Annotated in this window: 10 protein-coding genes; 9 read left to right on the top strand and 1 reads right to left on the bottom strand. The window is 43.7% G+C overall.

Going from position 1 to position 12,643, the window contains the following annotated elements; translation table 11 throughout:
• Positions 1 to 8: 8 nt before the first annotated feature.
• Positions 9 to 2,159 carry a catalase/peroxidase HPI gene (gene katG, locus ACAX20_RS06365; protein ID WP_371189313.1) on the bottom strand — a complete coding sequence of 717 codons (2,151 nt, stop codon included), beginning with the start codon at positions 2,157 to 2,159 and terminating at the stop codon, positions 9 to 11.
• 200 nt (positions 2,160 to 2,359) lie between these two features.
• Between katG and ACAX20_RS06370 the strand changes: the two genes are divergently transcribed.
• The 9 genes from ACAX20_RS06370 to rpsO all read left to right on the top strand — a co-directional run bounded on the left by ACAX20_RS06370 (position 2,360) and on the right by rpsO (position 12,469).
• A complete protein-coding gene (locus ACAX20_RS06370; protein ID WP_371189314.1) occupies positions 2,360 to 2,602 on the top strand; it encodes a YdcH family protein in 243 nt (80 codons plus the stop codon).
• 13 nt (positions 2,603 to 2,615) lie between these two features.
• On the top strand, positions 2,616 to 3,287 hold the full coding sequence (locus tag ACAX20_RS06375) for an NAD(P)H-dependent oxidoreductase (protein ID WP_371189315.1): 672 nt from the start codon (positions 2,616 to 2,618) through the stop codon (positions 3,285 to 3,287).
• 9 nt (positions 3,288 to 3,296) lie between these two features.
• Positions 3,297 to 5,207, top strand: a complete 1,911-nt coding sequence (locus ACAX20_RS06380; protein WP_371189316.1) for a monovalent cation:proton antiporter-2 (CPA2) family protein — start codon at positions 3,297 to 3,299, stop codon at positions 5,205 to 5,207.
• Between the two features lie 703 nt (positions 5,208 to 5,910).
• Entirely contained in the window at positions 5,911 to 6,366 is a 456-nt protein-coding gene (gene rimP / locus ACAX20_RS06385) for a ribosome maturation factor RimP (RefSeq protein WP_371189317.1), read from the top strand.
• Positions 6,367 to 6,436: 70 nt separating this feature from the next.
• Complete coding sequence (nusA, locus tag ACAX20_RS06390; RefSeq protein WP_371189318.1) at positions 6,437 to 7,933, top strand: transcription termination factor NusA; 1,497 nt, start codon at positions 6,437 to 6,439, stop codon at positions 7,931 to 7,933.
• Positions 7,934 to 7,956: 23 nt separating this feature from the next.
• Complete coding sequence (infB, locus tag ACAX20_RS06395; RefSeq protein ID WP_371189319.1) at positions 7,957 to 10,596, top strand: translation initiation factor IF-2; 2,640 nt, start codon at positions 7,957 to 7,959, stop codon at positions 10,594 to 10,596.
• 90 nt (positions 10,597 to 10,686) lie between these two features.
• Positions 10,687 to 11,082, top strand: coding sequence for a 30S ribosome-binding factor RbfA (gene rbfA, locus ACAX20_RS06400; protein ID WP_371189320.1), 396 nt, complete (start codon positions 10,687 to 10,689; stop codon positions 11,080 to 11,082).
• Positions 11,083 to 11,084: 2 nt separating this feature from the next.
• Entirely contained in the window at positions 11,085 to 12,029 is a 945-nt protein-coding gene (truB, locus tag ACAX20_RS06405; protein ID WP_371189321.1) for a tRNA pseudouridine(55) synthase TruB, read from the top strand.
• A 170-nt stretch (positions 12,030 to 12,199) separates the two neighbouring features.
• On the top strand, positions 12,200 to 12,469 hold the full coding sequence (rpsO, locus tag ACAX20_RS06410; RefSeq protein WP_371189322.1) for a 30S ribosomal protein S15: 270 nt from the start codon (positions 12,200 to 12,202) through the stop codon (positions 12,467 to 12,469).
• The last annotated feature ends 174 nt before the right edge of the window (positions 12,470 to 12,643 follow it).

Consider the following 12,643-nt stretch of genomic DNA (forward strand, 5'->3'; position numbering starts at 1 on the left):
GCTTAGCGTCACTGGTCGAAGCGATCTGCGTTCATCACTTTTGTCCATGCGCGAACAAAGTCATCGACAAATTTTTGCTTGTTGTCATCTTGTGCATAATGTTCTGCGTAAGCTCGCAAGATGGAGTTTGAACCAAAAACAAGGTCAACACGCGTCGCAGACCAAACAACGTTTTCGCTGTCTCTGTCAATGCCCAGGTAATGATCGCCATCAGGTTGCCATTGATATTTCATATCCAGTAAGTTTACAAAGAAATCATTGCTTAAGGCGCCAACGCTTTGGGTTAACACGCCGTGCTTGCTACCACCGTAATTGCAACCCAATACACGCATACCGCCAAGCAAAACAGTCATTTCCGGGGCGGTGAGTCCCATCAGTTGACATCTATCGAGTAGCATTTCTTCAGCGGTTACCACATAGTCATCTTTTATCCAGTTGCGAAAGCCATCATGCAGTGGTTCAAGTACCGAAAACGATTCGGCATCGGTCATATCTTGTTCTGCATCGCCACGACCTGGTGTAAATGGCACAGTAATGTTAAATCCTGCTCGACTGGCGGCGTTTTCGATACCAACATTACCGGCAAGAACTATAATATCCGCCAAACTGGCGTTGGCATTTTGCGCTATGGGTTCTAGTGTGGTTAGTACCCGAGCTAAGCGACCAGGTTCATTACCCGGCCAATCTTTTTGTGGTGCAAGGCGAATACGAGCACCGTTAGCGCCACCACGCTTATCCGATTGGCGGAAGGTTCGGGCACTATCCCAAGCGGTCGTGACTAAATCACTTATCGACAGGTCGGTATTATTGATCGCCGCTTTTACTTGGCTTATATCAAATGTGCTATTGCCACTTGGTACGGGATCTTGCCAAATAAGTTGCTCATCAGGTACATCAGGCCCGATGTATCTGCACTTAGGGCCCATATCGCGATGGGTTAACTTAAACCAAGCACGGGCGAACACATCTTTAAAATATTCTGGATCTTGATGGAATGTTTCAGAAATCTTGCGATAATCCGGATCCATTTTCATCGCCATATCGGCATCCGTCATCAGCGGCATGGTGCGAATAGATGGGTCTTCTACATCAACTGGCATATGCTCTTCTTTAATGTCTACTGGGCGCCATTGATTGGCACCGGCTGGGCTTTTGCTTAATTCCCACTCGTAATTAAGGAGCATTTCAAAATAACCGTCATCAAATACCGTAGGGTTGCTTGTCCAAGCGCCTTCAATGCCACTGGTGACGGTATCTCGTCCAATCCCGCGACTTTTTTTGTTAAGCCAGCCAAAACCTTGATCTTCAATTTCAGCACCTTCTGGCTCAGGACCTAATATACTTGCATCGCCATTGCCATGTGCTTTGCCCACCGTGTGGCCGCCGGCAGTTAAAGCAACGGTTTCCTCGTCATTCATTGCCATGCGAGCAAAGGTTACACGAATATCATGCGCGGTTTTAAGTGGATCGGGCTGGCCATCAACCCCTTCAGGATTGACATAAATAAGGCCCATCATCACAGCAGCTAGCGGATTTGCTAAATCACGCTCGCCAGAATAGCGGGTGCCTTCGCTACCAGACGGCGCTAACCATTCTTTTTCTGACCCCCAATATGTATCTTTTTCTGGGTGCCAAATATCGGCTCGGCCAAAGCCAAAGCCAAAGGTTTTTAATCCCATTGATTGATAAGCTAAGGTACCAGCGTAGGCAATTAAATCTGCCCAGCTCAATTTATTGCCATATTTTTTCTTTATTGGCCATAGCAAGCGGCGAGCCTTGTCTAAGTTACCATTATCAGGCCATGAGTTAAGAGGCGAAAACCTAAGATTACCGGTACCTGCACCGCCACGACCGTCGGCAATTCGATAACTACCGGCGGCATGCCATGTCATACGGATCATCAATCCACCATAGTGTCCCCAATCCGCAGGCCACCAAGATTGGCTATCGGTCATCAGGGCGGTTAAGTCTGCTTTTAATGCAGCATAATCCAAGCTTTTAACTGCTTCTTGGTAATCGAAGTCGGCTTCCATAGGATCGGTTTTCTGATCGTGTTGATGCAAAATATCTAGATTCAACGTTGTCGGCCACCAACTATCATTTGACTGTTCGTTTTTGGTTAATGCGCCGTGGGCGATAGGGCACTTTCCTGATGACATAAAGATCTCCGTTCTAACAAGTTAACAAGTAATTACAGATACCTATAAGGTATAGGTTAGTTATCTGTGATAAGCATAATTAGCTAAAGAATAAGCAGGCGAATTACCCTAATGATAATTCCTGTCTATACTCAACTTACGAAGACGATCTGGTGCGTTTCGTCATTCTTGTTAGGTAACAATTAATTTGGAGAAAGCATATGTTAGGTGAAAAACACTCGCTATTGGATGACTTCCCAGAGTTTAGTGAGGTAATAAAGAAATTAATGGCGGATAGTCCGCAATTTTCTGAGAAAAACAAACGCTATAATGAGCTCGATAAAGAAATTCGCGTGTTAGAGCTTAATAATGCACCTATCGATGACGAGGCGATGCACCAGTTAAAACATGATCGAGCAGTGTTAAAAGACGAGTTATTTGAGGCATTACAGAGCGCTAATTAACCTCAGTTTATTCATGAAAAAGATCTTGCTGCTGTGTGCTCATCCTTCACCACATCGCTCAGAGGTTAACAAACCGCTTTTTGACAACGCCTCAGCGTTGGATTTTGTAACGGCAGTAGATATTTACCGAGAATATCCGCGCTTTGACATTAACATTGATCGCGAACAACAGCGCTTATGTGAGCATGACGTGATCATCTTTCAATTTCCGTTTTATTGGTATTCAACGCCTTCCATTTTAAAAGAGTGGCAAGATTTAGTGCTAGAATACAATTTTGCCTATGGCACTAAAGGAACTGCACTGCATGGCAAAACATTTTTGTGTGCGATCAGTGCCGGCGGTGCAGAAAACGCCTATCGTGCCGAAGGTTATAATCACTTCACTGTACGCGAACTACTGCAACCGTTGGAGCAAACGGCACGATTGACGGGGATGAATTACTTACCTCCCTTCGCCATATTTTCAAGTCGTTCGGCTAGCGAAGACGAACGACTTGAGCCGCACATTGCTCATTGGCAACAGCTCTTGCGGGCACTACACCTTAATACTCTCGATATAAATAAGGCGCAACATCTCAATACCCTCAATGATGACTTAACGAATCTTATCACCGATACTGTCAACGCAGAGCCTAACTCTGACGCCATCGTGGCAAAGCCTGCTGGTCCCCCCATTGATGATTAAGGTACGACGATGACGGTCTATTTCATTCAAGCCTTTATTTACTTAGTCTCTGCCGTCATTATGGTGCCATTAGCGAAGAAGTTTGGGCTTGGCTCGGTGTTAGGCTATTTGATTGCCGGCGTATTGATAGGGCCAGTGCTTGGTATTGTTGGTCAAGAAACTGTATCCATTCAGCACTTCGCCGAGTTCGGTGTGGTGATGATGCTTTTTCTTGTTGGCTTGGAGCTAGAGCCAAAAATGCTTTGGCAAATGCGCAATCGCTTACTTGGCTTGGGTGGGTTGCAAGTGGTGTTAACCGCGGGGTTAGTTACGCTCATAGCGCAGATGTTAGGGCAACCGTGGAACATCGCTTTGGCAATTGGTTTGATATTTTCTTTGTCATCAACCGCCATAGTTTTACAAACCTTTAATGAGAAAGGCCTCACCAAATCCGAAGGCGGCCAGAATGCGTTTTCTGTTTTGCTTATGCAGGATATTGCCGTTATACCAATGTTGGCACTGATTCCTCTGCTCGCCATGCCGGAAGTCGCCGATGCCGCGCTGCATCTACAAAATGAAGTCGATCACCACCAAGAGTTTAATTTAGTGGCAGGCTTACCAGCATGGGCGTATACCTTAGCGATAATAGCCAGTATTGCGGTTGTGATTGTAGGCGGTCATTTTTTAAGTCGGCCATTATTTCACTATGTGGCAAACTCAGGCTTAAGAGAAATTTTTGTTGCCACTGCGTTACTATTGGTTATTGGTATTGCTGCGTTGATGAGCCTCGTGGGATTGTCTCCTGCACTTGGTACCTTTTTGGCAGGTGTGGTGTTGGCGAACAGTGAGTTTAAGCACGAGCTAGAATCGAATATTGAACCATTTAAAGGCTTATTACTTGGCTTATTTTTTATCACCGTTGGTGCAGGCATTAGCTTTGATATTTTACTAGAAAACTTTACCCTTATTGTCGCTTTAACTTTAGGCCTTATGCTTTTAAAAGCCTTGGTATTGTGGGTTTTGGCGATGATTTTTAAAATTCGTGACTCAAATCGCTGGTTGCTTTCATTGAGTCTAGCGCAAGCGGGCGAATTTGGTTTTGTGTTACTGAGCTTTAGTCTGCAAAACCGTGTCTTGCCGGCGGAGCTCGTTGCTATATTACAAATGGTGGTGGCGATATCGATGTTTTTAACGCCAGTATTATTTATTTTATTTGATAAAGTGATATTACCCCGTTATCAACAAGAGGCTAACGACCAGCAATATGATGATATCGATGATAGCAGTAAAGTTATCATTGCCGGTATTGGCCGTTTTGGACAAATAATCAATCGTTTACTCACCTCAAATGGTATCCATACGGTGGTTCTAGATCGTGAAGCCTCGCAAATCGAAAATATGCGGGCGATCAATATAAAAAGTTACTTTGGTGATGCCAGCAGACCGGAGTTATTACATACTGCGGGTATTGAAGATGCAAAAGTATTTGTTGTAGCAATTGATGGCCGCGATGAATGTAAAGAGCTAGTACATCATGTTAAGCATACCTATCCGCACGTAAAAGTCATGGCGCGCTCGTTTGATAAAGGTCATAGCTATGAACTACGTCTTGCTGGTGCCGACTATATCATGGCAGAAACGTACCATTCAGCACTGGAAATGGGCGGCGAAGTGTTAAATTCAATGGGCTTCCACCCATTTAGTGTTGAGCAGAAAAAACGTCACTTTATTAAAGCGGAACGCGAGGCATCGTCTGCCTTATTTGAGATTTGGCGAGGGGGCAGCGAAGTGGAGCAGTTTGATCCGGATTTTCAGTCGTTATTTATGAAGATGGAAGATACTCTGCGCAATCGCATGCAAACAGATCGACTCGATAAGCACAGCCCAGAAGAACGAGGCTGGACACCTCCTCCCAAAGGTTATGAACGTAAATTAGATTAATGCCAATCATTTTAGGACGAATGTTTTTAAATAATTGAAACCTTTAAGAATATGCTCGTTCAGCACAGTCTACACCTCAAAAAATCGATAAGCTTTTCATACCATTAGCAGCTATAATCCAGAATCACGATTCGAATGAAACAAATAATACGTAGGTGAAGATTTTTTGTTTGTCGTTATGTCATGTCTTAGGACTACTTTTTATCTGCGAGTGTGATGTGAATAAACTTATATCGTAACCAGCGAGTGGTCTGTCACTGATTCATTCATAGCAAGTTTATAATCAGAATTTGCCAACCATAAGGCATTGAACTAACTCATATCGATTGCCATTATCACACCATTGGCTAAAACTAACTCAAGCTTGGTATTGCTCTTTCACTCTCATCCATATATACTTTGCACAGCTTTGACGTGGAATGATTTTTTGCTTACAACTCTAAAGCATAAATCCTAAGTTTCACGGCCTGTATAAGATAAATCGAATCTTACTCGGCTATCTTTTACTGTTCACAGAGGGTTGTTTTAGAGGGCCCCGTGTGAATTGGGGCTTTTTCGTATTTGGTTACTGGTAAGTGATACGTCATACGAAACCCATAAAACCTACTGTTTTCTGGCGCCCTACATTGGTGAAAGAAAATAGCTTTAAGGTTGAGATAATTACTGGGCCAATGGGCCCATTTTTTGTTTATGGAGAATGTTTTTGAGTAAATTTGAGCAAAAATTGACTGAGTTGCTGCGTCCTGCTGTTGAAATGACTGGCAAGGAACTATTAGGTGTTGAATACATCAGTGCCGGTATGCACTCGGTATTGCGCTTGTATATTGATCATGAAGACGGTGTGAATGTTGACGATTGTGCGGAAGTATCGCGTCAAGTGAGCGCTGTATTAGACGTAGAAGATCCGATTAGTACGGAATACAACCTTGAAGTATCGTCACCTGGTGTCGATCGACCTCTATTTGAAAAAAGCCACTTTGAAAAAGTGGTTGGTGAAACAGTGGATGTGAAGCTAGGCATGCCAATCAATGGTCGCCGCAAATTTAAAGGTGAACTACAAGCAGTTGAAGGTGACACTTTAATTGTTATTGTTGATGGCCAAGACTACGAGTTACCTGTTGGTAATGTCGAGCGTGCCTATTTAATTGCTAAGCTCTAGTCGCAAACCGTGTTTGCAGTACGACTAGCGCATCAAAATATTGAAAATAAAGAAGTGAGGCTTTAATAGCATGAGTAAGGAAATTTTACTGGTTGTTGATGCAGTTTCTAATGAAAAAGCATTGCCGCGTGAAGACATTTTCAAAGCGATGGAAACAGCGCTTGAAACTGCCACTAAGAAAAAATATGAAGGCGATATTATAGTCCGCGTAGAAATTGATCGCAAAACCGGCGAGTTTGATACGTTCCGTCGTTGGCAAGTTGTTGAAGACGCGCCAGAAGCGATGGAAAACCCGTTTGCACAAATGAGCTTATCTGCTGCGCAATATGATGAGCCTGAAATTCAAATTGGTGATTTTGTTGAAGAACAAATTGAATCGGTTAAATTCGACCGTATTACCACGCAAACGGCAAAACAAGTTATTGTACAAAAAGTTCGTGAAGCAGAGCGTTCAAAAGTTGTTGAAGAATATCGTGATCAGTTAGGCGAAATCATCACTGGTGTAGTGAAAAAAGCCAGCCGTGAGTCGATTGTTCTTGATTTAGGTAACAATGCTGAAGCGGTTATTTTCCGTGACGATATGCTACCTCGCGAAGTATTCCGTCCAGGTGACCGAGTACGCGGTTTACTTTACGATATTCGCCCTGAAGCTCGCGGCGCACAACTATTTGTGTCTCGTTCTAAACCAGAAATGTTAATCGAGTTATTCCGCGTTGAAGTGCCTGAAATTGGCGAAGAAATGCTGGAAATCAAAGGTGCAGCTCGTGATCCCGGTAGCCGCGCTAAAATAGCTGTAAAGTCAAATGACAAGCGTATCGACCCAGTTGGTGCGTGTGTTGGTATGCGTGGTTCACGTGTACAAGCGGTGTCTGGTGAATTAGGCGGTGAGCGTGTTGATATCGTGTTGTTTGACGATAACCCAGCGCAATTCGTGATCAATGCAATGGCGCCAGCGGAAGTTGCTTCAATCATTGTTGATGAAGACCGACACGCAATGGATATTGCGGTTGAAGAGAGCAACTTAGCAATGGCTATTGGTAAGAGCGGTCAAAACATTCGTCTAGCAAGTCAGTTAACCGGTTGGGAACTGAACGTGATGACGGTTGAAGATATGAAAGCCAAACATGAAGCAGAAAATGACAAGGTCATTACTCTGTTTACTGACAAGCTAGATATCGATGACGACTTCGCCACCATGTTAGTAGAAGAAGGTTTCTCGTCACTTGAAGAAATTGCTTACGTACCAGTGAATGAATTATTGGAAATCGAAGGCCTTAACGAAGATATCGTTGAAGAGCTTCGTGAGCGAGCAAAAGCTGCGCTAACTACCGCAGCATTAGCGACAGAAGAAAGTCTTGAAAACGCTGAACCAGCGGAAGATTTACTAAACCTTGAAGGTATGGATAAGCATTTGGCTTACGTTCTAGCAAGCCGTGGTGTAATTACCTTAGAAGATTTAGCCGATCAGGGTGTCGATGAAATCGCTGACATCGAAGAACTGAACGAAGAAAAAGCGGCAGAGCTTATTATGGCTGCCCGAAACATTTGCTGGTTTAACGAAGAATAAACTAAGCAAGGAGAAAAGAATTAATGACAGATGTAACTGTAAAACAACTTGCTAGCGATATTGGTACCGACGCAGAGCGTTTGGTAACCCAATTTGCCGATGCTGGCATTAAAAAAAGCGCTGATGACAATGTAACCGAGCAAGAGAAACAAGCTCTGTTAGAGCACTTGAAAAAGCAGCACGGTGACACTTCAGACGCGGAACCAACGCGTATGACATTGAACCGCAAGAAAAAATCTACTTTATCTGTAGGTAGTGGTTCAAAAGCAAAACAAGTTCAAGTTGAAGTGCGCAAGAAGCGTACTTACGTGAAAGCAAGTGATCTAGAGCTAAAAGCACAAGCAGAAGCCGAAGCGAAAGCAAAAGCGGAAGCCGAAGAACAAGCTCGTTTAGAAGCTGAAGCAAAAGCAAAAGCAGAGGCCGAAGCGAAAGCTAAGGCTGAAGCAGACGCCAAAGCGAAAGCCGAAGCTGCAGCTAAAGCGAAAGCTGCTGCTCAAGCTAAAGCAGAGCAAATCGAAAAATCTGAGCCTAAAGTTGAAAACGAAGAAGAAAAAGCGATTCGTTTAGCACAAGAAGCGGAAGCTGCAGCAAAAGCTGAAGAAGAAGCACGTAAATCAGCTGAAGAAGCGGCACGTCTTGCTGAAGAAAATGAAGCCCGTTGGAAAGAGCAAGAAAAAGAGCGTAAGGCAAAAGAAGAAGAAGTTGTTCATGTAACATCTTCTGCTTATGCACAAGAAGCTGAAGATCAAGCGGACATGCAAGAAGAGAAGAAAAACCGTCGTAAGAAGAAGAAAAAAGGCGGTAAAGATGATACTTCTGCACGTGGACGCGCTGGTCGTGGCAGACAAAAGGGCACGTTAAGTGCACCAACGTCACTGCAGCACGGCTTCCAAAAGCCGGCCAAAGACATCAAACGTGAAGTGCGTTTAGGTGAAACAATTTCTGTTGCTGAACTTGCTGATAAAATGGCTGTAAAAGGCGCAGAAGTTGTAAAAGTGATGTTCAAAATGGGTGCTATGGCAACCATTAACCAAGTAATTGACCAAGAAACAGCGCAATTAGTTTGTGAAGAAATGGGTCATAAAGCGGTTCTAGTAAAAGAGAATGCATTAGAAGAAGCGGTACTTGAAGATCGTGGTGATGCCGGTGAAGCGGTAACACGCGCACCAGTTGTTACTATCATGGGTCATGTTGACCATGGTAAAACGTCATTACTTGATTACATTCGTGAAGCGAAAGTTGCTGCAGGCGAAGCCGGTGGTATTACTCAGCACATCGGTGCGTATCACGTAGATACTGACAAAGGTATGGTTACGTTCTTAGATACCCCAGGTCACGCAGCGTTTACATCGATGCGTTCACGTGGTGCAAAAGCGACCGACGTTGTAATCATTGTTGTTGCAGCCGATGACGGTGTAATGCCGCAAACAATCGAAGCAATTCAGCATGCTAAAGCTGCTGAAGCGCCGATCATTATCGCTGTTAACAAAATGGATAAAGAAACTGCAGATCCAGATCGTGTTATGAACGAGTTAGCTCAACACGATGTTATCCCTGAAGACTGGGGTGGCGATGTACAGTTTGTTAAAGTATCAGCAAAATCAGGTATGGGTATTGATGAGCTACTTGATGCGGTACTACTTCAAGCCGAGGTTCTTGAACTAACAGCGGTTGTCGACAAAATGGCAAGCGGTGTGGTGATTGAGTCTAAACTTGATAAAGGTCGTGGTCCAGTTGCTACTGTTCTTGTACAAGAAGGTACACTGAAGCAAGGTGACATCGTATTGTGTGGTCTTGAATACGGTCGTGTTCGTGCCATGCGTGACGAATTAGGTCGCAGCATTAAAGATGCTGGTCCATCAATTCCGGTTGAGATTTTAGGTCTATCAGGTGTACCACAATCAGGTGATGAAGCTACCGTTGTTAAAGATGAGCGTAAAGCACGTGAAGTTGCTTTATATCGTCAAGGTAAATTCCGTGATGTGAAACTTGCTCGTCAACAGAAAGCAAAACTTGAAAACATGTTTACTGACATGGCGGAAGGTGATGTGGCTGAAGTGAACATCGTTCTAAAATCTGATGTACAAGGTTCTCTAGAAGCGATTTCTGATTCACTACTTAAACTTTCAACAAACGAAGTTAAAGTGAAAATCATTGGTTCAGGTGTCGGTGGTATCACAGAAACAGATGCAACCTTAGCTGCAGCGTCAAATGCGATTATTCTAGGCTTTAACGTTCGTGCCGATGCAGCAGCGCGTAAAGTTGTAGAATCTGAGAATATCGATTTACGTTACTACAGTGTTATTTACCAGCTAATTGACGAAGTGAAAGCGGCAATGAGTGGTATGTTAGCACCTGAATTTAAGCAAGAGATCATTGGTCTAGCTGAAGTACGTGATGTATTTAAGTCACCAAAAATTGGCGCTATCGCAGGTTGTATGGTTACCGAAGGTATCATCAAGCGCAGTGCGCCGATTCGTGTACTACGTGAAAACGTTGTAATTTACGAAGGTGAACTTGAGTCACTACGTCGCTTTAAAGACGACGTTAGCGAAGTTCGTAAAGGTACTGAGTGTGGTATCGGTGTTAAGAACTACAACGATGTTCGTGTTGGTGACCAAATCGAAGTATTCGAAACCGTTGAAGTGGCACGTACCCTTTAATCGCGTTTCAATTTAACGATAAAAATAGGGGCTAAGCCCCTATTTTTGCCTGTAGTGTACAAACTCAGGTATTTTTAATTGGAGAACACAATGGCCAGAGAATTTTCCCGTACCGATCGGGTGGCGCAACAAATCCAAAAAGAAATTGCGGTAATTATCCAGCGTGAAGTGAAAGATCCTCGCCTTGGTATGGTAACAGTATCGGCAGTCGACGTTAGCCGTGACTTAGCCTACGCAAAAGTGTTTGTGACATTTTTCAATATTGACGATGATAAGATCAAAGATGCGTTGGCTATTTTGAATGATGCGGCTGGTTATATTCGTTCGTTATTAGCGAAAACGTTACGCGCACGCATTATGCCGCAGTTACGCTTTGAGTATGATAAATCATTGGTGGAAGGGGTGCGTATGACCAACCTTGTAAACCAAGTTATCGCTGAAGATGAGCGTAAAATGAATAAAGATGACGTGGATCAGGAAGACTAGCCATGGCAAGACGCAGAAAAGGCCGTCAAGTAGACGGCGTTTTGTTGTTAGACAAACCATATGACATGTCTTCAAACCATGCTTTGCAAGCGGCAAAACGTATTTATTTTGCTAACAAAGCTGGTCATACAGGGGCGTTAGATCCATTAGCAACGGGTATGTTACCGATTTGTTTTGGCGAAGCGACTAAGTTTTCACAGTTTCTGTTAGACACCGATAAAACTTATATTGTTACGGCCAAACTGGGTATTCGTACCACCACCAGCGACGCTGATGGCGAGGTCGTTAGTGAAAAACCGGTTAACGTTTCAGACGAGCAACTATTACGTGCAGTAGATACTTTTCGTGGTAAGTCAAAACAAGTACCGTCAATGTACTCTGCGTTAAAGTATCAAGGTCAACCTTTGTACAAATATGCTCGCGAAGGTATCACTATCGAACGTGAAGCGCGTGATATAGAAGTGTACCGCCTTGATCTGATGCGCTTTGAAAACGATGAAGTGGATATGGAAATTCACGTATCCAAAGGCACCTACATTCGCACAATCGTTGACGATTTAGGAGAGTTGCTTGGCTGTGGTGCGCACGTCAGTATGTTACGACGCACAACGGTTGGTAATTATCCCGTTGATAAAATGGTTACGCTTGAGCAATTAGAGCAGTTATTAGCGACTGCGAAAGAGCAGGGTGTGCAACCATCTACGTTACTGGATCCGTTACTATTACCAATGGATACTGCGGTATATGAATTACCAGAAGTCAACGTAGATAGCGGATCAGGCCACTACTTGCGCCACGGTAACCCCGTGATGGTACCAGGACTCATGGAAACTGGTTTGTTAAAAATCACCCTTGGTGATGAACGCCAGTTTATCGGCGTAGGTGAACTTAACGACGATGGTTTACTTGCGCCTAAGCGCTTAGTGGTTGAGCACAATCCATCGTAAACGCTTTGACAGATAACAGAGTGCGATACTAAATCGATACCTTGGCAATGACCGCGAAATAGCTTGCATAGCCATTAAATCGTGATATTATACGCGCTCTTTTCCGCACTGCTGAATTAGTGTTTGGCTTGCGGGTTTGTTTAAACACTGATTAACACTAAGGTAAAATTATGTCTTTATCAGCTCAAGAAAAAGCAGCAATCGTTGCAGAATACGCGACTAAAGAAGGTGACACTGGTTCTCCAGAGGTTCAAGTAGCTCTTTTAACTACTCAAATCAACCACCTACAAGGTCACTTCAAAAAGCACATCCACGATCATCACTCACGTCGTGGTCTACTTCGCATGGTTAGCCAGCGTCGTAAGCTTCTTGACTACGTTAAGCGCAAAGATGTTGCTCGCTATCAAGATCTAATTCAACGTTTAGGCATCCGTCGCTAAGACAGAGCCCAAACGGTGGAAAAGGCCAGTGCTATGCACTGGCCTTTTTTGTATTTCAACACTTTCTAAAACACTTCCAAATACACCTATAATTACTTTTTGCCTCATTCGGACTTTGTTGGTATTGATTTATATGTCCGGGTGTCATTAGGTTATTAGTGTCCCTTAATGCAC

It is taken from the genome of Thalassotalea sp. Sam97, from assembly GCF_041379765.1.
Taxonomy (GTDB): domain Bacteria; phylum Pseudomonadota; class Gammaproteobacteria; order Enterobacterales; family Alteromonadaceae; genus Thalassotalea_A; species Thalassotalea_A maritima.

What these genes read in the sequence shown, in the direction of transcription:
- katG (WP_371189313.1), bottom strand. Translation starts at nt 2,159, where the DNA reads ATGTCATCAGGAAAGTGCCCTATCGCCCACGGCGCATTAACCAAAAAC.
- ACAX20_RS06370 (WP_371189314.1), top strand. Translation starts at nt 2,360, where the DNA reads ATGTTAGGTGAAAAACACTCGCTATTGGATGACTTCCCAGAGTTTAGT.
- ACAX20_RS06375 (WP_371189315.1), top strand. Translation starts at nt 2,616, where the DNA reads ATGAAAAAGATCTTGCTGCTGTGTGCTCATCCTTCACCACATCGCTCA.
- ACAX20_RS06380 (WP_371189316.1), top strand. Translation starts at nt 3,297, where the DNA reads ATGACGGTCTATTTCATTCAAGCCTTTATTTACTTAGTCTCTGCCGTC.
- nusA (WP_371189318.1), top strand. Translation starts at nt 6,437, where the DNA reads ATGAGTAAGGAAATTTTACTGGTTGTTGATGCAGTTTCTAATGAAAAA.
- infB (WP_371189319.1), top strand. Translation starts at nt 7,957, where the DNA reads ATGACAGATGTAACTGTAAAACAACTTGCTAGCGATATTGGTACCGAC.
- rbfA (WP_371189320.1), top strand. Translation starts at nt 10,687, where the DNA reads ATGGCCAGAGAATTTTCCCGTACCGATCGGGTGGCGCAACAAATCCAA.
- truB (WP_371189321.1), top strand. Translation starts at nt 11,085, where the DNA reads ATGGCAAGACGCAGAAAAGGCCGTCAAGTAGACGGCGTTTTGTTGTTA.
- rpsO (WP_371189322.1), top strand. Translation starts at nt 12,200, where the DNA reads ATGTCTTTATCAGCTCAAGAAAAAGCAGCAATCGTTGCAGAATACGCG.